Annotated in this window: 18 protein-coding genes; 7 read left to right on the top strand and 11 right to left on the bottom strand. The window is 72.7% G+C overall.

Translation table 11 applies throughout. The annotated features are described in order from the left end of the window. The first annotated feature begins 91 nt into the window (after window positions 1-91). The 4 genes from OG562_RS11160 (at window position 92) to OG562_RS11145 (ending at window position 4440) form a co-directional block, all read left to right on the top strand. Window positions 92-1282: a transposase gene (locus OG562_RS11160; protein ID WP_266396281.1), complete on the top strand. Its 1191-nt coding sequence runs from the start codon at window positions 92-94 to the stop codon at window positions 1280-1282. Between the two features lie 177 nt (window positions 1283-1459). Beyond that, entirely contained in the window at window positions 1460-2299 is an 840-nt protein-coding gene (locus OG562_RS11155) for a response regulator transcription factor (protein ID WP_266396279.1), read from the top strand. Window positions 2300-2527: 228 nt separating this feature from the next. Beyond that, window positions 2528-3235, top strand: coding sequence for a sigma-70 family RNA polymerase sigma factor (locus tag OG562_RS11150; RefSeq protein ID WP_266396277.1), 708 nt, complete (start codon window positions 2528-2530; stop codon window positions 3233-3235). Next, entirely contained in the window at window positions 3232-4440 is a 1209-nt protein-coding gene (locus tag OG562_RS11145; RefSeq protein ID WP_266396275.1) for an MFS transporter, read from the top strand. Before OG562_RS11150 ends, OG562_RS11145 begins: the two co-directional genes overlap by 4 nt. Before the next feature lie 229 nt (window positions 4441-4669). On the opposite strand, the gene OG562_RS11140 is transcribed toward OG562_RS11145, so the two are convergent. From OG562_RS11140 to OG562_RS11130, 3 genes are all read right to left on the bottom strand, one after another. Next, a complete protein-coding gene (locus OG562_RS11140; protein WP_266396273.1) occupies window positions 4670-5440 on the bottom strand; it encodes an SDR family NAD(P)-dependent oxidoreductase in 771 nt (256 codons plus the stop codon). Between the two features lie 166 nt (window positions 5441-5606). Continuing rightward, entirely contained in the window at window positions 5607-6392 is a 786-nt protein-coding gene (locus OG562_RS11135) for an SDR family oxidoreductase (protein ID WP_266396272.1), read from the bottom strand. Window positions 6393-6631: 239 nt separating this feature from the next. Then, window positions 6632-7261 (bottom strand): ScbR family autoregulator-binding transcription factor, encoded by a 630-nt coding sequence (locus OG562_RS11130; protein WP_266396271.1) that lies wholly within the window; start codon window positions 7259-7261, stop codon window positions 6632-6634. Window positions 7262-7420: 159 nt separating this feature from the next. Between OG562_RS11130 and OG562_RS11125 the strand changes: the two genes are divergently transcribed. Next, complete coding sequence (locus OG562_RS11125) at window positions 7421-8347, top strand: ScbA/BarX family gamma-butyrolactone biosynthesis protein (RefSeq protein ID WP_266396269.1); 927 nt, start codon at window positions 7421-7423, stop codon at window positions 8345-8347. Between the two features lie 177 nt (window positions 8348-8524). Here OG562_RS11125 and OG562_RS11120 read toward each other — a convergent pair whose 3' ends face one another. Both OG562_RS11120 and OG562_RS11115 read right to left on the bottom strand, forming a co-directional pair. Continuing rightward, on the bottom strand, window positions 8525-8893 hold the full coding sequence (locus OG562_RS11120; protein ID WP_266396267.1) for a MazG-like family protein: 369 nt from the start codon (window positions 8891-8893) through the stop codon (window positions 8525-8527). Between the two features lie 50 nt (window positions 8894-8943). After that, on the bottom strand, window positions 8944-9489 hold the full coding sequence (locus tag OG562_RS11115; RefSeq protein WP_266396265.1) for a DoxX family protein: 546 nt from the start codon (window positions 9487-9489) through the stop codon (window positions 8944-8946). Between the two features lie 134 nt (window positions 9490-9623). Between OG562_RS11115 and OG562_RS11110 the strand changes: the two genes are divergently transcribed. Further along, window positions 9624-9950 (top strand): nuclear transport factor 2 family protein, encoded by a 327-nt coding sequence (locus OG562_RS11110; protein ID WP_266396262.1) that lies wholly within the window; start codon window positions 9624-9626, stop codon window positions 9948-9950. A gap of 82 nt (window positions 9951-10032) precedes the next feature. On the opposite strand, the gene OG562_RS11105 is transcribed toward OG562_RS11110, so the two are convergent. Then, entirely contained in the window at window positions 10033-10728 is a 696-nt protein-coding gene (locus OG562_RS11105; RefSeq protein WP_266396260.1) for an ABC transporter ATP-binding protein, read from the bottom strand. A gap of 65 nt (window positions 10729-10793) precedes the next feature. Beyond that, the gene (locus tag OG562_RS11100; RefSeq protein WP_266396258.1) at window positions 10794-12266 is read right to left on the bottom strand and encodes an ABC transporter permease; all 1473 of its coding nucleotides are present in this window, start codon (window positions 12264-12266) and stop codon (window positions 10794-10796) included. 224 nt (window positions 12267-12490) lie between these two features. Between OG562_RS11100 and OG562_RS11095 the strand changes: the two genes are divergently transcribed. Then, window positions 12491-13753 carry a D-alanyl-D-alanine carboxypeptidase family protein gene (locus OG562_RS11095; RefSeq protein ID WP_266396256.1) on the top strand — a complete coding sequence of 421 codons (1263 nt, stop codon included), beginning with the start codon at window positions 12491-12493 and terminating at the stop codon, window positions 13751-13753. 251 nt (window positions 13754-14004) lie between these two features. Here OG562_RS11095 and OG562_RS11090 read toward each other — a convergent pair whose 3' ends face one another. The 4 genes from OG562_RS11090 to OG562_RS11075 all read right to left on the bottom strand — a co-directional run bounded on the left by OG562_RS11090 (window position 14005) and on the right by OG562_RS11075 (window position 18389). Beyond that, window positions 14005-14811 (bottom strand): SDR family oxidoreductase, encoded by an 807-nt coding sequence (locus OG562_RS11090; RefSeq protein ID WP_266396255.1) that lies wholly within the window; start codon window positions 14809-14811, stop codon window positions 14005-14007. Between the two features lie 59 nt (window positions 14812-14870). After that, entirely contained in the window at window positions 14871-15893 is a 1023-nt protein-coding gene (locus OG562_RS11085) for a small ribosomal subunit Rsm22 family protein (protein ID WP_266396253.1), read from the bottom strand. A 118-nt stretch (window positions 15894-16011) separates the two neighbouring features. Continuing rightward, window positions 16012-17178 (bottom strand): serine hydrolase, encoded by a 1167-nt coding sequence (locus OG562_RS11080; protein ID WP_266396252.1) that lies wholly within the window; start codon window positions 17176-17178, stop codon window positions 16012-16014. After that, the gene (locus OG562_RS11075) at window positions 17133-18389 is read right to left on the bottom strand and encodes a multidrug effflux MFS transporter (RefSeq protein ID WP_266409180.1); all 1257 of its coding nucleotides are present in this window, start codon (window positions 18387-18389) and stop codon (window positions 17133-17135) included. Before OG562_RS11075 ends, OG562_RS11080 begins: the two co-directional genes overlap by 46 nt. Between the last annotated feature and the right edge of the window lie 127 nt (window positions 18390-18516).

Below are 18516 nucleotides of genomic sequence, written 5' to 3'. Positions count from 1 at the left end.
GACGCCGTCCGTCGGGCTGTTGCCGTCCGCCGGACTGTTATCGTCCGCCGGGCCGTTGCCGCCCGCCGGGCCGTTGCCGTCCGCCGGACCCATGCCGTCCGTCGAGCCGTTGGCCGCCTTCGCGGAGGCGCTCTTCGCGCATCTGTCGCGCGCCGACCAACGCCGTTGGGCCCGCCTCTACCTCCAGGGCCTGCTCGTCGCCCCGGGCCGCAAGTCGGTCCGGCACCTCGCCGCCGCCGTCTGCGCCTCGCCCACCGCACCGCAGTCGCTGCACCAGTTCCTCAACGCCAGCCCCTGGGACTGGGCTCCGGCCCGGCGGGAGCTGCTCGGCTGGACGGAGCGCCGTACCGCCGTGCGGGCCCTGACGATCGGCACGGCCATCCTGCCCAAGCGCGGCGAGCACAGCTGCGGAGTGCACCGCCGCTTCGTTCCGGAGGCCGGCCGTACCGTGAACTGCCAGGTGGGCCTGGGCCTGTTCGTGTCGTCGGAGGACGGCGACGTCCCCGTCGACTGGCGTCTGCTGCTGCCCCGCCAGTGGGACGAGGACGAGCGGCTGCGCGAACGCGCCCGGATCCCGTCGGAGGTGCGTCACCAGCCCCTGTGGTCCCAAGCCCTGTCCCTGATCGAGGCCGCGGCGCCGCGCGGGTCCCGCCTTCCGGTCGTCGCCGAGCTGGGCGACTCCCCGGACGCCGGTCCCCTCGCGATCGTCCTGGGCCGGCGCGGACACGACTTCGTGGTCGCCGCGCCCCCGAGCCTGCGGGTGCTCCCGGCCGACGCGGACGCCGGGTCGTCGGGGGCCGCAGGCCGGGCTTCTCTGGCGTCCCACGGCGCGATGTCCGCGCTGGCGTTGCTGCACCGGCGCGGCGGCCGCGTACCGCTGCCGGTCCGCGCGACGGGCCCGTCCAGGGCGGCCCGGTCGGCGCTGGCCCGGCTTCCGGGCACGCGCCATGTCTTCCGGCTCTTCACCGAGGTGCACCCGGCCGAGGGGCAGTCCCCACGGGTGTGGATCAGCAACCTCGTCGACCGGCCCACGGACCAGCTGATCGACCTGGCCCGCCGCAGCCACGGCACCCGACTCGCGCTGGACCGGCTGGAGCGGGACTACGGAATGCTCGACTTCGAAGGCCGTTCCTACCCCGGCTGGCACCACCACATGACCCTGGTCTCCGCCGCCCACGCCTACGGCCTGCTGGCCGGGTCCCACGAGCGGGTGCGGGAGCGAGAGGCGCCCCGGGCACGGGAGCGGGAGCGGGTACGGGTGCCGATCCGCGAAAGCGCCTGACCGAAGCGGCCCAGGCCCCGCCCACACCCGCCGGAACTCACCCAGAGCCCACCGAAGGCCCCGCACAAGCCACACCCAAGGGTTCCGCCCCCGCCCACCCCGTCCGCGCACCCCTGCCCGGACCTCCCGTCCGGGCCCTGTTCCGTTCCGGCCCATCCGAGGGAGTCAGTGAGTCGTATGGTCCACGTCCTCGTCGTCAACGAGCACGCCGCCACAGCCGAGTCCACCGTGCACGACCTGCGCCGGCAGGGATACGACGCGCACAGCGTCGACACGGGAACCGCGGCCCTGAAGCTGCACCTGGCCGCCGATCTGGTGCTGCTGCACCTCGAACTGCCCGACATAGACGGTCTGGAGGTCTGCCGGGGCATCCGGTCGGTCAGCGACACCCCGATCATCTCCGTCACCGGCCGGGACACGGAACTGGACCGGGTCCTGGCCCTCCAGGCCGGTTCCGACGACTGCGTGGCCCGCTCCTGCGGCTCCCGCGAGATCATGGCCCGCATCCAGGCCGTGATGCGCCGAGCCCGTCCGCGTTCGGCCGGCGCGCGGACCCTGACGGTCGACGGGCTGCGGATCGACGGAGGCTCGCGCCAGGTCCGGGTGCACGGCCATCCGGTCGACGTGACGGCCAAGGAGTTCGACCTCCTCTATCTGCTGGCGTCCTGCCCGGCCACCGTGGTGTCCCGCAGAGAGATCATGACCAAGATCTGGGAGAGCGACCGGGTGGCCTCCAGCCGCACCCTGGACACCCATGTCAGCAGCCTGCGGGCGAAACTCGGCGGCGACTGGATCGTCACGGTGCGCGGCGTCGGCTACCGCATCGGCCGCGGCCGTACGACGTCCGGGACGCCGGAGCCCCCGACGTGGACGTCCGGCGGACCGCCGGCGGAGTCCATACCCGGCGGCCCGGCGTCGGACGGCGCCGGGCCGGAGCGGTCGCGCCTACTTCACCAAGTTCCCGAGGTCGCCGCGGAACCGCAGCAACCCCTGAGTAACCGAACAGTAGCTATGTAATCTCGCTGATCAGATCGCCCGATCGACGGGGGCCGACGTCCCGCGCCCGCAGGCGCACGCACGTTCTGCGCAGCCCCCACCCCGCCCTCCTTCCGCGCGCCGTCCCGCGCCCCCCGGTCGTGTCGTACGCGTACGGCGGCCGCCGCAGGCCCACCGTGCCGCGGCGCCCGGCCGTCGCCCGCCCCGCGCCCGGCGGCCGCGCAGGACGTACCGATCGCAAGGACTCTGATGACGGACATGACCACGGCGCCTGCGGCCGAGACGGACGCGCAGCGCTCCGCCCGCTTCGAGCGGGACGCCCTCGTCCTGCGAACCCCGCTGTACGCCCAGGCCATGCGGCTGACCCGGAACCCCGCGGACGCGGAGGACCTGGTGCAGGAGACGTACGCCCGGGCCTACCGCGGCTTCCACCGGTTCCACCCCGGCACCAACCTCAGGGCCTGGCTGTTCCGGATCCTCATGAACGCCTACCTCACCTCCTACCGCAAGAAGCAGACGGAACCGCGCTGCACCCCGACCTCCGACATCGAGGACTGGCAGCTGGTCAACGTCGCCTCGCACACCTCCCGCGGACTGCCGTCGGCCGAGGCGCAGTTCATGGACCTCGTCCCGGACCCGGAGGTCAGCCGGGCGCTGATGTCCATCCCGGACGGCTTCCGCGTCGTCGTCTACCTCGCCGACGTCGAGGGCCTGCCGTACGAGGAGATCGCCACCCTCGTCGGCATCCCGGCCGGCACGGTCAACTCCCGCCTGCACCGCGGCCGCAGACGCCTGCGCACCCTCCTGGAGGGCCACCGCAACCTGACCGCCCGAGCCCCGACGACGACCACGACGACCACGACGATCGCCGCCACCGCCACCGCCACCGCCACCGCCACCGCCACCGCCACCGCTTCGATCTCGACCTCGACCTCCGAAGGTGTGACAAGCCCATGACGACCCAGACGCCCACCGGTTCTCCGCCGGCCGCCGAGCCGGCCGGACGGCTTCCCCTGTCGCCGTTGCTCGCGCTGGCCACCGCCGTCTTCATCACCAGCCTGACCGAGACGTTGCCGGCCGGACTGCTGCCGTCGATGAGCACCGGTCTCGGGGTGAGCGAGTCGGCGGCGGGACAGACCGTGACCGTGTACGCCGTGGGAACCGCTCTCACCGCGATCCCGCTGACCGCGGCCACGGCCGGCTGGCGGCGCAAACGGCTGCTGCTCACTGCCGTCGTGGGGTTCGCGGTGGCCAACACCGTCACGGCGCTGTCCACCGACTACGCGCTGACCATGGTCGCGCGGTTCGTCGCAGGCGTCGCCGCCGGGCTGGCCTGGGCGCTGCTCGCCGGCTACGCCCGCCGGCTCGCCCCGCCGCACCTCCAGGGCCGGGCGATCGCGGTCGCCATGGCGGGCATCCCCCTCGCGCTCTCCCTGGGCGTGCCCGCGGGAACGTTTCTCGGCACCGCGCTGGGCTGGCGCACGGCGTTTCTGGCCATGACCGCCCTCACCGTCGTCCTGGTCGCCTGGATCGGGGCCGCCGTCCCCGACCACCCGGGCCAGAGCGGCGCCCGGATCCCGATGCTGCGCTCCCTCACCGTGCCCGGGGTGGTCCCGGTCCTCGCCGTCACCCTGGTCCTCGTCCTGGCCCACACCATCCTGTACGCCTACATCGCGAGCCTGCTGGACGACCTGGGCCAGGGCGGATCCACGGACCTGGTGCTGCTGGTGTTCGGCGCGGCCTGCCTGGTGAGCATCTGGGCGGTGGGCGCGCACATCCACCGCCGGCTGCGGAGCCTGACCGTGGCGTCCGTCCTGCTCATCGCCGCGGGCGGCGCGCTGCTCGCCGTACCGGCCGACGACCCCGCCCTCGTCTGCGCGGCGGCCGCGCTGTGGGGGCTGGGCTGGGGCGGCGTCCCCACGCTGCTGCAGACCGCCGTGGGCAACGCGGGCGGCGACCAGGCGGACGGCGCGCAGGCGATGCTCGTGACCCTGTGGAACGTGGCGATGGCCGGCGGGGGAGTGGCGGGCGGCGTCCTGCTGGACACGCTCGGCGCGGTGGCGCTGCCGCGCAGCCTGTTCGTGCTGCTGGTGCCCGTCCTGGCGACGGTCGTGGCCGCCCGCGCCCACGGCTTCCCCGTAGCCCGCGCCACGGACGCCTGAACCAGTCGTACGTCATCCCCCTGACGCCCGTCCGCCGTGACGCCCGTCCACCGCACCGGACCCCGCGGTGCCGGACCCCGCGGCGCCGGACCCCGCGGCGCCGGACTCCACAGCCCCGAGACGAGGCCGCGGAGTCCGGCGCCGTACCACCGGAATGCCAGACCGTCAGACCGTCAGGTCCTCAACCGGCCTTGACTGTCGTGCCGTTGAACCTTGGGCCGCAAGGATCTCACCGCCCGGTCCACCCCCCGTCCACCGCCATCGCCGTGCCGGTGACGAACGAGGACCGGTCGCTGCACAGCCAGACGGCCGCCTCGGCGACCTCCTTCGGCGCGGCCATCCGCCGCTGCATGGAACGGGCGACGAAGGGCTCCTCCAACTCGGGGTGTCTGTCGAGGACTTCGCTCATCAGCTCGGTCCGGGTGCTGCCGACGATCAGCGAGTTGACCCGCACCCCGCGCTGCCCGTACTCGTCCGCGGCGGCCCGGGTCAGGCCCACCACCGCGTGCTTGGCCGCGATGTAGGGGGAGGCGGTGCCGGTGGCGACGACCCCCGCGACGCTCGCGGTGTTCACGATGGAGCCGCCGCCGCTCGACTCGAGCATGGCCGGCACCTCGTACTTCAGGCAGTTCCAGACCCCCCGCAGATTGGTGTCGATGATCTGGTCGAACACGGAGTCGGCCGTCTCGTGCAGGGGCGTCCCCGCCGTGGCCCACCCCGCGTTGTTGAACGCCGAGTCCAGGTGCCCGTACGTGTCGACCGCGGTCTCGACCGCTCGCCGCACGTCCTCGGGCCGGATGACGTCCCCCGGTACGGCGGTCGCCCGCCCGCCCGCGGAGTTGATCTCCTTGGCCAGTACCTCCAGCATGTCGGCGCGGCGGGCCAGCAGCACCACCGCGGCTCCCTCGGCCGCGAACAGCCGGGCGGCGTCCGCCCCTATGCCGCTCGACGCGCCGGTGACCATGACGACCTTTCCGATCAGCATTCCTCGTGCGTTCATTCCCCGTCCTTAGGCCGCACCGCGAGTTCCCTGAGCCCCTCGCGGTGGTGAGAGAAGTGCAGGATCGTTTCTTGCTGTTTCTCGGTGCACCCGGGCAGGCAGGGCCGTTCTTCGCGCGTCGCCCCCCGGGAACTCTGTGCCGTGCCAGGGCTGTGCCGCAGCCGCGTCAGGCCAGCGACTGGCCGCCGTCCACGGTCACCACGGACCCCGTCACATAGGGATTGGCCATCACGAACACCGCGGCGGCCGCCGCCTCCTCCGCCGTCCCGAAGCGCCCCAGCGGCAGATGGCGGCCCGCGGCGGCGACGACGGCGTCCGCCTGTGCGTCGGACGCCTGCGCCGCCGCACCCAGCCGGCGGCGCAGCGGCGGGGTGTCGACGATGCCGGCCCGCACGGCGTTGACCCGGACCCGGCGGGGCGCCAACTCCACCGCCAGCGCCCGTGCGAGCCCCTCGCACGCCGCGCCCGAGGCGATCGCCGCGGCCGCCCCCGCGACGGGGCGCACGGTGTAGACGCCGGACATGAAGGTGATCGAGCCGCCCGCCGGCAGCCGCTCGGCCGCCGCCCGGGCCGTCGCGTAACCGCCCCAGAAACGTACGTCGAAGTCGCCCTGCACCCGGGAGCGGTCCGCTTCCGCCAGCGGGGCGCGGGCCGCCGCGCCGGCCGTCAGCAGGACGTGGTCCAGCGGCCCGGCCCGTTCGAAGGCCTGGGCGAGCGCGCTCTCGTCGGTCACGTCGGCCGCCAGGGTGCGCACCGGGGTCGCGTCGGCCAGCGAGTCGGCGGCCTCCTTCAGACGCGTCTCGTCCCGGGCGACGAGGAGGAGTCCGGCTCCGGCCGCGCCGAGCAGTCGGGCGGCCGCCAGGCCGATGCCCGAACTGCCGCCGACGATCAGGACGTTCTGCCCGGCGAGTGCCGTGGGCAGGGGCGAGCGGATGGGAACAGGCGTACTCACGCAGACCTCCGGGTCGTAACGACGCACTTGTCTGGACGAGCTGTTCTTCGGCGCTTGCGGCGGGTGCTGCGGGTACGGCGGGTGCTGCAGTTGTGGCGGGTGCTGCGGGTATGACGGGTATGACGGGTGCTGCGGGTGTGGCGGTTTCGGGACGGCCTGGCGCGCGGGGCCCTCCCTCGGGCCCTGTGGCACCCTTCCTCGGGTTCGGCGGGCGCCTTTCTCGGGCTCAGGCCCCGGCCTCAGCCGGCCAGAGCCGAGGCGCGCCGGACGCTCACCTTGATCTGCCCGGCGATGTCTGGCCCGGCGACGCCGGGGAGCAGCAGCTCCCACATGTTCACCGTGCGCTGCGTCAGGTCGGCCCGCCGGTAGAGCAGATCGGAGTAGAGCTGTACGCCGGTACACGCGCCGACGAGAAAACCGGCCATGTCCCTGGGCGAGACGTGCCCGAGGAGCTCGCCCCGCTCACGCGCCAACAGCAGGCACTCCTCGAAGATCTTCTCCCATGCCGTGTACGAGGAGGTGTCGCGCCAGTCGAGACCGGACTGCTCGACGGCGAGCCGGACGCCCGCGCGCAGCGTCGGGTCGGACTGCAGCTGGCGCGACCAGACGAGGGTGATGTCCACGACCTGTTGCAGGCCCTGGGAGGTCAGTCGGGGCAGGATGGTGTCCGGCTGGCTGTTCATCACCTCGCGGGCGATGGCTTCCTTGTTCGGGAAGTGGAAGTAGACCGCGCCGAGCGTGACTCCGGCCCGCTTCATGATCTCCCGCATGCTGGCCCCGTTGTATCCGCGCTCGTCGAACACCTCTGCCGCCGCACGGATGATCTCCTCTCGCGTCCTGATGGCGCGATCCTGCTTGGGCTCCGGCATCGAACTTCCGGCCTCTCTCGACAAACAAAAAGAACGCACGTTATGTTACTGTCCTCGGGCCTGCCCCGCCAGCTTCCGAGGCACTCGACGTGGCTGAAGTCACCGTTTCTGGAGAGCCTGATGACACAATCTGTCCAGCCGAGCTCTGCCTTGTCCGCCTTGTCCACTCTGTCCACCGCGGTGCACATCGTCGCGCAGGAGGACGTCCACAAGCGAGACCGAGCCGAAGTACTCCTGGTCTGCTGGGAGCGCACCGGATCGGACACCTTCACCGTCAACGCCTTATGGCCGTCGCAGCACAGCTTCTACCAGACCGCCGACGGACTCTACGACCCCCTGCTGTTCGTGGAGACCGTGCGCCAGAACGTTCCGCTGATCTCGCACATCGGCTACGACGTCCCGATCGACCACCACCTGATCTGGCAGGACTTCACCTGCGAGGTCAACCCGTCGGCCCTGCAGATCGCCGACGCCCCCGCGGTGATCGAACTGCGCGTCTCCTGCTCCCGGGTGATCCGGCGCGGCTCCCGCATGGCCGCCCTGACCATGGACGTGGTCGCCCTGCGCGACGGCGTCCTCCTGGGCACCGCCCGCGCCCGCTTCACCAGCAACCCGCCCGCGCTCTACCGCAGGCTGCGCGGCTCCTACGGCGACCTGGACCGGGCCCTCGCCGCGGCGCTGCCGCCCGCCCCGCCCGTGGACGCCGAACTGGTCGCCCGCGCCCGGGAGTCGGACGTCGTCCTGTCCGCCAGCGACTTCCCCCACCGCTGGCTGCTGCGCAGCGACACCGCCCACCCCATCCTCTTCGACCACCCCGTCGACCACGCCCCCGGCATGCTGCTGCTCGAAGCGGCCCGCCAGGCGGCGCAGGCGCTGTCCTCCTCGACCGGCCTCGCGTCCGTGCGCCTCGACGCCAAGTTCTCCCGCTACGTCGAGCTGGACACCCCCTGCTGGATCCTCGCCGAGGCCGAGCTGCCCGACCTCACGGGCCGCCCCCGAGCCGCGATCACCGCGCTCCAGGCGGGCGAGACCGCCTTCTCCTGCTCGGTGGCCTGCCAGGCGCCGGCCCTCTCCCGGGTGGCCTGAAGCGCCGCTCCCCCCACCTGCCTGGCTCTACGGTCCAGGGGTTCGACGGTCGAGGCTCCCTGCGAAATCCGACATCCGGAACCCGGAACCCGGAACCGGTGAGCCCGACCGTCGCTCCGTCCCATCGGCTCCGTTCCGTTGACTCCGTCCCGTGGGCTCCGTTCCGTCAGACGGTCTTCAGACGGCCCTCGCCGCCCCGCCCGGCCCCAGCGACCGCTCCGCCACCCGCGCCAGATGCCCCGCGAACACCGCCTGCGCATCCGGCGACAGCGTGCGCAGCGCCACCAGCGCCGTGATGACGACGTCGCACAGTTCGGCCTGGACGTCGTCCCAGGTGTGGCTGGCGCCCTTGCGCGGGTTCTGGCCGGTCGCGCCGATCACCGCCTGGGCGACCTCGCCGACCTCCTCCGACAGCTTCAGCACACGCAGCAGCAGGCCTTCGCGGCCGCCGTGCGTCTGGTTCTCGTCGAGCCAGGTCCACAGGGCGTCGACGGTGTCCCAGAGGTGGTCGGGGGCGGGCTGCGGGTGCTGGTCCTGAGCGTTCATGGCCGCAGCCTGCCAGGTCCCCCCGACAGGCGGCCGCCCCCGCGGACGAGCTACTCGTCGAACAGCGCCTGCTGCTCCCCCTCCTCCCGTCTGCGCAGCCGCTGGTTGCGCAGGCCCACGACGATCGTCGTGACCGCCGCCGTCACCCCGAGGGCCGCCGGGACCATCCAGCCCCGGTCGACCCGGTGGCCGAGCGCGTGGTCCAGGGAGAGCCGGCCGGGGCCGGCGATCGCGAGCCCCGCGGCCGTGAGGCCCAGGGACGCCGCGTGCTCGTAGCCGCCGCTCATCGCGAAGAAGCCGTTGGGCACGTGCACCGCCGCCGCGCCCGCCATCGCGCCGGCCGCGGCCGCGCCCGCCGCGGGAGTGGCCAGACCCAGCGCCAGCAGCACACCGCCGCCGGTCTCCGCGAGGCCCGCCGCCGTCGCGCTCGCCTTGCCGGGCGCATAGCCGACGGACTCCATGAACTGGCCGGTCCCCTCCAGGCCGTGCCCGCCGAACCAGCCGAACAGTTTCTGCGCGCCGTGTGCGGCCAGCACCCCGCCGGCGCCCAGCCGGAGCAGCAGCAGACCCAGATCGCGTCGGTCGTAACACGTCACGGTGACTCCCTGAGCAGACGAGAACGGCAATGGCCCCCTCCGTTGCTCCACCGTCGCACCTCTCCCACCCGACCGGCCCGTCCTGGACGCCGTTCGGGTGGCGGGCCCGGGGGAGCGGTGTGAGTCTGGCTGGCATGACGATTCAGACCGCCAAGCTCAGCGACCCGGCCGTCCGCGCCTTCGTCACCGCCGTCAACGCCCGTGACCGGGAGGCCTTCCTCGCGCTTCTCGCGCCCGGCGCGACCATGGCGGACGACGGTTCCGACCGCGACCTCGACGAGTGGATCGAACGGGAGATCTTCTCCTCCCACGGCCACCTGGACGTCGACAACGAGTCCCGGGACGGCCGCGCCCTGGTCGCCCGCTACTGCAACGACACCTGGGGCGAGATGCGCACCAGGTGGAGCTTCGTCGTCGAGGACGACGGCCGGATCTCCCGCTTCGAGACCGGCCAGGCGTAACGGCCGTACGACCGGGAACGCCGAGGGGCCGTTCACCACCGGCAGGCGGTGAACGGCCCCTCGGACGGCAGCCCCTCGTGTCTCACCAGGAGGAGCGGGCGACCGCCTGCTCGGTCAGCGTGATCTGGCCCGCCTTGATGGTGGCCAGCCGCGGAGCCCGCCGGGCGATCGACGAGTCGTGGGTGACCATGATGAAGGTCAGTCCGTACTCGTGCCACAGGCCCTCCAGCAGGCCCATGATGTCGTCGCGGGTGCCCTCGTCGAGGTTGCCGGTGGGCTCGTCGGCGAGCAGCACCTTCGGCTTCTTGACCAGCGCGCGGGCGATCGCGACGCGCTGCTGCTGGCCGCCGGACAGCTCGGACGGGGCGTGGCGCAGGCGGTCGCCGAGACCGACCGAGCTCAGCGCCTCCGCCGCCCGCTCGCGCCGCTCCGCCGGCTTCACGCCGAGCGGGACGAGGGCCGTCTCGACGTTCTCCTGCGCGGTCAGCGTCGGGATGAGGTTGAACGACTGGAAGATGATGCCGATCTTCTCGGCGCGCACCCGGGTCAGCTTGGCCTCGCTGATGCGTGCGAGGTCGATGCCGTCCAGCTCGACGCTGCCCTCGGTCGGCCGGTCCAGGCCGCCGATCATCTGCAGCAGCGTCGACTTGCCGCCGCCGGTGGGGCCCTGGATGACGAGCTGGTCGCCGTCCTCGATCGTGAGGTCGACGCCGCGCAGCGCCTCGATCGTCTCCTTGCCCCGCGTGTAGCGCTTGGTGACGCCTCTGAGGTTGTACATGGGTTCTCCGGGTTCTACGGATGCGTATGAGATGTGGCGACCGCGTACGCGGATGTGGTCACGGGTCAGGACACGCTGCGCAGGGCGTCCGCCGGGCGCATCCGGGAGGCGCGCCAGCCGCCCATCGCGCCGGCGATCAGACCGCCGGCGACCGCCAGGCCCACCGCGAGGGCGATGGTGGTGACGGAGACGGGCGCCGACAGGGCGATCTCCATCGTGTTGGACGCGGACTGCTGGCCGGGACCGCCGCCGCCGGGGCCGCCGCCCATGCCGCCGCCGGTGCTGCCGAGCTCCGCCGTCAGGGTCGGGCTGATCGCGGTCACCGCGTACGCGGCGGCCAGGCCCAGGGCGATGCCGAGGGCGCCGCCGAGCAGACCGTTGACCATGGACTCGCCGACGACCTGCCGGGTCACCCGGCGGCTCGGCCAGCCGAGCGCCTTCAGGGTGCCGAACTCACGCACGCGGCGGGAGACCGCCGAGGAGGTGAGCAGCGCGGCCACCAGGAACGCGGCGGCGAGCACCGCGATCGACAGCCACTTGCCGACGCTGGTCGCCAGGTTGGAGGCGGTGGAGAGGGAGCCGGAGACCGTCTCGGCGAGGTCGGCGGAGGTCGTCACCGTCGTACCGGAGATGTTCTTCTGGATCGTCGCCTTGACGGTGTCGATCTGCTTGGAGTCGGTCGCCTTGACGTAGATCGTGGTGACCTGGTTCTTGGCGTCGCCGAGGGTCTGCGCCTGCTTCAGCGGGAGGTAGACGTCCGTGGTGGACTCGCTGCTGTCGGGCGTCGCGATGCCGATGACCTTGTACTTGGTGCCGGAGATCTTCAGGGTCGAGCCGACCTTGTACTTGTTCTCCTTGGCGTACGACTTGGCCACGACGGCGACCTTGGCGTTGGTCTGCGCCGAGGTGAAGGTCACCCCCGAGGTGATCTTCGAGCTGGCCAGCGGGCCGAGGTCCTGGTCGGTGACGTCGACGCCGGCCACGGTGTAGGAGTTGACGTCGAAGGAGGCGCCGCCGCCCTGGACCTGGGGCGCCGCGGTGGAGCCGCTGTTGTTGCCGCCGCCGGGACCGCCCTGGCCGCTGTTGCCGCTGCTGCCGGTGGTGCTCTGGGCCTTGCCCTGGGTGAAGGAGCCGTCGACCTTGGTGACGTTCAGGGTGAGCGCGCCGACCGCGGACGACACGCCCTTCTGGTCGGCGACCTTCGTCACCAGGGAGGACTTCAGGACCTGACCGCCCTGGGTCGTCACCCGGTCCGAGCTCTGCGTCGTCGAGTCGTCGTCGTCCTGGCCCTTCGCGTCGAACTCGAATCTGGGGCCCCCGGAACTGTTGCCCGTGGGCGCGGTGCGGGCTTTGGTGACGGTCATGTCGGTGCCGAGGCCGTAGAGCGACTGCAGGACCTTGTCCTGCGCCTGCGTCATGCCGGCCGACACCGAGTTGACGGTGATGACCAGCGCGATTCCGAGCGCCAGACCCAGTGCGATGACCAGGGCGGCCTTCTTGCGCCGGCCCAGTTCACGCTTGAGATAGATGCCAAACATCCCGTTCCTCGAAGGTTCTTGGCGCCCGCTGTGGGCGCGGCCACAACCTAGGGAGAAACCTTTGAGTCGTCCTGAGTAAAGGATGTGTAAGAACTGAGAATGCGAGGGGCCGGATCAGAATTCCTTGAGACAGCTGATTCCTAGGCTGTGGAGGGCATATCCCCAGGTAGCAGGGGTTGGGTAGCGATTCGCTTTTCCACAGAATCCCCTTGTACGGTCCCGCCGTGCACGCATCTCCGCGCCTGTCCCGGCGCTCCCTGCTCGCCCTCGCCGCTCCCGCCGTCGCCGTCCCGGCGGTCGCCGCGGCCCCTGCCGCCGCCGCGACCGACGTGGTGATCGGCGGAGCGCGGCTGGCCCGCGACGGCGTCCAGGCGGCCGTGACCGCGGGTCTGCCGAAGAAGCTCACGGCCCGTGCCTGGCTGGTCGCCGACCACGACAGCGGCGAGGTCCTCGCCTCCTACCGTGCGCACCGCCGCCTCGCGCCCGCGTCCACCCTGAAGATGCTGTTCGCGGACACCCTGCTGGACAAGTTCGAGCGCACCGAGCGCCACACCGTCACCGACGCCGACCTGGCGGGCATCCCGGCCGGCTCCAGCCTCGTCGGCGTCAAGGCCGGGATCACCTACACCGTCGAGCAGCTGTGGCAGGGCGTGTTCCTTCGCTCGGGCAACGACGCCGTGCAGGTGCTCGCCCGGATGAACGGCGGGGCGGCGCGCACGGTCGCCGAGATGCAGGCGAAGGCCGCCGACCTCCAGGCCCTGGACACCCACGTCGTCAGCCCCGACGGCTACGACCACCCGGGCCAGCTCTCCTCCGCCTACGACCTCGCCCTCTTCGCCCGGCACGGTCTGAAGAACGCCGACTTCCGCGCCTACTGCGGCACGAAGGGCGCCGACTTCCCGGCCGACCGCAGCGGCCGCAGGACCTTCCGCATCGAGAACACCGACCGGCTGCTGTCGGGAACGTACGGGGTGACGCCGTACGAGGGGATGATCGGGGTCAAGAACGGTTACACCAGCAATGCCGGGAACACCTTCACCGGTGCGGCCACCCGCGCGGGGCGCACCCTCCTGGTCGCGGTGCTGCATCCCGCCAGCGGCAACAACGCCGTCTACGAGGAGACGGCCGCGCTGCTCGACTGGGGTTTTCGGGCGGGGAGTTCGGCGGGGGCGGTGGGGACGCTGGTCGACGCGTTGAGCGAGGGCGGGGCGCGCGTGTCGCCCTCGGCGGCCGCGCCGCACGCCGGGGCGCGGGCCGCGGTGACGAAGGGCGGGGGCGGGCCGAGCGGCTGGGGCGTGCTCGGCGGGGCCGGCGGTGCGGTCCTGCTGCTGGCGGCGGGCGCGTACCAGGCCCGGCGCGGACGCCGGGGCGACGCCGATCCCTCGACGGCAGAGCCTGTGACGGCCGATTCTGCCACCGCCGAGCCTGCGACCGCCGAGCCTGCGACCGCCGAGCCTGCGACGGGTGAGTCCCCGCCCCCGAGCTGATGGTGCGGCAGACGTCCCACGGGCCGGTGCGTACCTCGCGGTCCCTCGCGGTTCCTGCGAGGTCCACCCCCACCCGGCGCCGTGGGACGACTGCCCTTCCCCCCTCGGGTATGGCTTGTGGAACTCTCATGCCCCAAGTGTGAAGTTCTCGTGGAGAAGAGTTGAGCATAAGTCTGCTACCGGCCGCAATGGTGCGGACGGAGAAACTCCGCTTGTGCAGGTTGAGGAGTTGACGATCCGTGGGGATCGGCTCAGCCACGCCCCACGTACGGCATCGCCGTCGCCAGCACCGTCGCGAACTGCACGTTCGCCTCCAGCGGCAGCTCCGCCATGTGCCGTACCGTGCGCGCCACGTCGGCGACGTCCATCACCGGCTCCGGTGCGATCTCGCCGTTGGCCTGCAACGCGCCGGTCTGCATCCGCGCCGTCATGTCGGTCGCCGCGTTGCCGATGTCGATCTGCCCGACCGCGATGCCGTACGCCCGCCCGTCCAGCGACAGCGACTTGGTGAGGCCGGTCAGGGCGTGCTTGGTGGCGGTGTAGGCGGCCGAGTGCGGGCGGGGCGTGTGCGCGGAGATCGACCCGTTGTTGATGATCCGTCCGCCGCGCGGCTCCTGCTCCTTCATCAGCCGGTACGCCGCCTGCGCGCACAGGAACGCCCCGTTGAGGTTGGTGTCCACCACGTGCCGCCAGGCGTCGTAGGGCAGTTCCTCGAAGGGCACCCCGCCCGGCCCGAACGTCCCCGCGTTGTTGAACAGCAGATCCAGCCGCCCGAACCGCTCCCGCACGGCGGCGAAGAGCGCCGTCACCTCCTCCGGCCGCGAGACGTCCGTCCGTACGGCGAGACGCGCCCCCTCGGGGGCCAGCGCGGCCGTCCCCTCCAGGGTCTCGGCCCGCCTGCCCGCCAGCGCCACCGACCAGCCCGCGCGCAGCAGTTCCACGGCAACGGCCCGCCCGATGCCGGAACCGGCGCCGGTGACCACGGCGATCTTCGTCCGCTCCTCCGCCCGTGTGTCCGCGTGCACGTCCACCTGCTTGGTCGTCACCTCGTTCGTCATGGGTCCGGAGCGTACGGCCGGCTCCGACAAGCCCGCCAACCTCCGGCAGAGCGAGGCTTCTACGGCTGGGGCGGCCAGGCGTCGCCCCAGTCCGCGTCCCGGGCCGCCTTGTACAGGTCGCCGTGGCGCTTGGTCACCGTCGTCCGGCCCAGCCGCTCCCCGGCCTCCGCACCCTCCCCGGCCTCCGCACCCTCCCCGGTCTCGCACAGGTCGAGGAGGACCTGACCCTTGCGGATCTGCGGCCGCCGTACCACCCGGGAGGGGGCGGGGGAGACGGGGAAGCGGGCGGCCGCGACATAGCTGAACTTCTCGTCCTCGTAGGGCAGGGAGCCGCCCTTCACCTGGCGGTGCAGGGAGGAGCGGTTGACCCGCGCCGAGAAGTGACACCAGTCCGAGCCGGGGGCGATGGGGCAGGCGGCGCTGTGCGGGCAGGGCGCGGCGACCCGGAAGCCGGCGGCGATCAGCCGGTCGCGGGCCTCGATGATCCGGGCGTAGCCGTCCGGGGTGCCGGGCTCGACGATCACGACGGCCTGCGCGGCGGACGCGGCGGTCTCGACGAGCGCGGCGCGGTCGGCGACCGACAGCTCGTTGAGGACGTAGGAGACGGTGACGAGGTCGGTCGGGTCGAGGGTCAGCGCCGAGCCGATGCGGGCGCGCTGCCAGCGGGCCTCGCGCAGGGCCGGGTACGCGGCGGCGACCTCCCGGCCGAAGGCCAGCGCCGGCTCCGCCCAGTCCAGCACCGTCACCGGGCGCGTCCCGTCCCAGGTGGCGCCGACCGCCCAGGTCGCCGCGCCCGTCCCGCCGCCCACGTCCACATGGCTGCCCGGCGTCCACTGCGGCACGGCGTCCGCGAACGCCTCCAGCGCCGCGCGCACCGCCTCGAAGGTCGCCGGCATCCGGTACGCGGCGTACGCGGCGACGTCCGCGCGGTCGCGCAGGATGGGGGCGTCGGTCGGGGTCGCGCCCCGGTAGTTGGCGATGAGCCGCTCGACGGCCTGCGCGGCCTGCCTGGCAGGCAGCCCGTCGAGGAGGTCCGTCAGAGCACCCCGAAGGGTTTCGGACGCGGATACGGAGACGTTCACCCGCCGATTATGCGGCACCGTGAGCTGCGGTCGGCCTCACTGAGGGCTGCCGCCCCCAGGCCCCCGCTCCGGCCCTGGACGGGCCTCGCCCTCAATCGCCGGACGGGCTTGAATGCACTCACCTGACCGCCATCGACATGCGGGTCCCCGCCAGTGCCCGCGGCCCGCTGTCCGTCGTCCTCCGTCTCGGGTGCACCGTGTTCGCCAGCAGTACGACGAAAGTGTCGGTGTCGGGGTCCAGGACCAGCGAGGTGCCCGTGAACCCCGTGTGGCCCGCCGCGCCCTGTCCCGCCAGCTCGCCCATGAACCACGGCTGGTCCACGGCGAAGCCCAGCCCCGGCGGGGTCAGCAGCAGCTCCACGAAATCCGGTCCGAGGATGCGGGCGGGACCGTACGAACCGCCCGCCAGCAGAGTCCGGCAGAACACCGCCAGGTCCCGGCCCGTGGCGAACAGGCCCGCGTGACCGGCCACCCCGCCCAGCGCCCACGCGTTCTCGTCGTGCACCACGCCCCGCAGCATCCCCCGGTCCGCCTTGGCCCACGGCCTGCGCTGGTCCTCGGTGGCCGCCGCGCCCGGACAGGGCCCGAAGTCGGTCGACGTCATCCCCAGCGGCCGGGTGATCCCCTCGTGCACGAGGACGTCGAGGGTGCGCCCGGTCAGCCGCTCCAGGAGCTGCTGGAGCAGCAGCATGTTCAGGTCGGAGTAGACGTACGCGCCCGGTTCGCCGACCGGCGCCTCCGCGCGCAGCGACTCCATCCGTTCGGTGTCGTCCGCACAGTCGTACAGGGGCAGCTCGGGGCGGAGCCCGGAGGTGTGGGTGAGGAGCTGGCGGACGGTGACGTCGTGGACGGCGGCCGCGCGGAAGTCCGGCAGATACGCGCCCACCCGGGCGTCGATGCCCAGCGTGCCCCGCTCGATCTGCTGCACCGCCGCGACCGACGTGAACAGCTTGGTGAGGGACGCCAGGTCGAAGGGCGTGTCGACGGTCATCGGCACGCGTGCCCCCGGCGGCAGCTCCACGCCCTCGTCGGACGCCGGATCGTAGGCCGAATACCGCACCGCCCAGCCCGCCGCCTCCTGTACGGCGATCACCGGGCCGCGTCCGGCGACCACGACGGCGCCCGCCGCCCAGGGCCGGTCGCCGACGGTGAGGTCCACGACGTCGCGGACGAGGAGGCGCGTCTCCTCGGGGTCGAGCCCGGCCCGTTCCGGTGTGTCGACGCGCAGTCTCGGTGCGCTCAGTTCCCCGCTCCCTCCGTCCCGGCTGTGGTCCAGGGTCGGCACATTCCCATGAAGCAGGCCAGGGCCACCAGTGCGGCCGCCAGTTGGACGACGGCCATCGGGACGGCGGTGTGCTCGCCGGCGATCCCCACGAGCGGCGAGGCGACCGCGCCGATGAGGAAGGACGAGGTGCCCAGGAGCGCGGAGGCGGAGCCCGCGGAGTGGCGCACGCGCAGCAGGGCGAGGGTCTGGGCGTTGGGCAGCGTGACGCCCATCGCGGACATCAGGACGAACAGCCCGGCGGCCACCGGGACCAGCCCGACCTCGCCGAACACGCCCGCCGCCATCAGCAGCAGAGCGGCCGCGGCCAGCACGACCACCGCCAGTCCCACGCCCAGCACCCGGTCCAGCCGGACCCGGCCCACCAGCACCTTGCCGTTGAGCTGCCCGACCAGGACCAGCCCGACCGAGTTCACGCCGAACAGCAGACCGAACGTCTGCGGGGACGCCCCGTAGATCTCCTGGACGACGAACGGCGAGGCGGAGATGTACGCGAACAGCGCGGCGAAGGCGAAGCCGCCGGTGAGCAGATACCCGGTGAAGTAACGGTCGGCGAGGAGGCGGCGCATCGAGCGCAGGGCTTCGCCGACCCCGCCCGCGTGCCGCTCGCCGACGGGCAGCGTCTCCGGGAGCCGCGCCCACACCAGCCCGGCGAGCGCCAGCCCCACCACCGTCAGCAGCGCGAACACGCCCCGCCAGTCCGTCGTCCGCAGGATCTGCGCGCCGATCAGCGGCGCGATCACCGGGGCGACCCCGGAGATCAGCATGAGGGTGGAGAAGAAGCGGGCCATCGCCACACCGTCGTACAGGTCGCGCACGACGGCCCGCGCGATCACGATCCCGGCCGCGCCCGCGAGGCCCTGCAACAGCCGGAACGCCGTCAGCAGCTCGACGGTCGGGGCCAGCGCGCACAGGGCGGTCGCCACGACGTACACCGCTAGGCCGATCAGCAGCGGACGCCGACGCCCCCACCGGTCGCTCATCGGGCCCACCACCAGCTGCCCCAGCGCCATCCCGGCCAGACAGGCGGTCAGCGTGAGCTGGACGGTCGCGGCGGGCGCGTGCAGCGCGCGGGTGACCTCCGGCAGCGCCGGGAGGTACATGTCCATCGACAGCGGCGGAGTCGCGGTCAGACCGCCCAGGACGAGGGTGACGAGCAGCCCGGTCCGACGGCGGACGCGCAGCGGCGTGCTCCCGTCGACCGCGTCACCCATGTCGACCGTGTCGGACGCCCCGGACACGGCCGCCTGCGACACCTTCGGTATCGGCCCACCCTCGGCCATGTGGTCGCCCCTCCCTCTCCGACATCTGCGCCACCTATGCTCTCAGCTCGAACACACT

It is taken from the genome of Streptomyces sp. NBC_01275 (assembly GCF_026340655.1).
Classification (GTDB): domain Bacteria; phylum Actinomycetota; class Actinomycetes; order Streptomycetales; family Streptomycetaceae; genus Streptomyces.
Note: the sequence above shows the minus strand (reverse complement) of the source record. Positions and strands in the feature narration are given on the sequence as shown.

What these genes read in the sequence shown, in the direction of transcription:
- OG562_RS11105 (WP_266396260.1), bottom strand. Translation starts at nt 10,728, where the DNA reads ATGTACAACCTCAGAGGCGTCACCAAGCGCTACACGCGGGGCAAGGAG.
- OG562_RS11100 (WP_266396258.1), bottom strand. Translation starts at nt 12,266, where the DNA reads ATGTTTGGCATCTATCTCAAGCGTGAACTGGGCCGGCGCAAGAAGGCC.
- OG562_RS11150 (WP_266396277.1), top strand. Translation starts at nt 2,528, where the DNA reads ATGACGGACATGACCACGGCGCCTGCGGCCGAGACGGACGCGCAGCGC.
- OG562_RS11090 (WP_266396255.1), bottom strand. Translation starts at nt 14,811, where the DNA reads ATGACGAACGAGGTGACGACCAAGCAGGTGGACGTGCACGCGGACACA.
- OG562_RS11160 (WP_266396281.1), top strand. Translation starts at nt 92, where the DNA reads ATGCCGTCCGTCGAGCCGTTGGCCGCCTTCGCGGAGGCGCTCTTCGCG.
- OG562_RS11145 (WP_266396275.1), top strand. Translation starts at nt 3,232, where the DNA reads ATGACGACCCAGACGCCCACCGGTTCTCCGCCGGCCGCCGAGCCGGCC.
- OG562_RS11075 (WP_266409180.1), bottom strand. Translation starts at nt 18,389, where the DNA reads ATGGGTGACGCGGTCGACGGGAGCACGCCGCTGCGCGTCCGCCGTCGG.
- OG562_RS11110 (WP_266396262.1), top strand. Translation starts at nt 9,624, where the DNA reads ATGACGATTCAGACCGCCAAGCTCAGCGACCCGGCCGTCCGCGCCTTC.
- OG562_RS11155 (WP_266396279.1), top strand. Translation starts at nt 1,460, where the DNA reads ATGGTCCACGTCCTCGTCGTCAACGAGCACGCCGCCACAGCCGAGTCC.
- OG562_RS11140 (WP_266396273.1), bottom strand. Translation starts at nt 5,440, where the DNA reads ATGAACGCACGAGGAATGCTGATCGGAAAGGTCGTCATGGTCACCGGC.
- OG562_RS11120 (WP_266396267.1), bottom strand. Translation starts at nt 8,893, where the DNA reads ATGAACGCTCAGGACCAGCACCCGCAGCCCGCCCCCGACCACCTCTGG.
- OG562_RS11130 (WP_266396271.1), bottom strand. Translation starts at nt 7,261, where the DNA reads ATGCCGGAGCCCAAGCAGGATCGCGCCATCAGGACGCGAGAGGAGATC.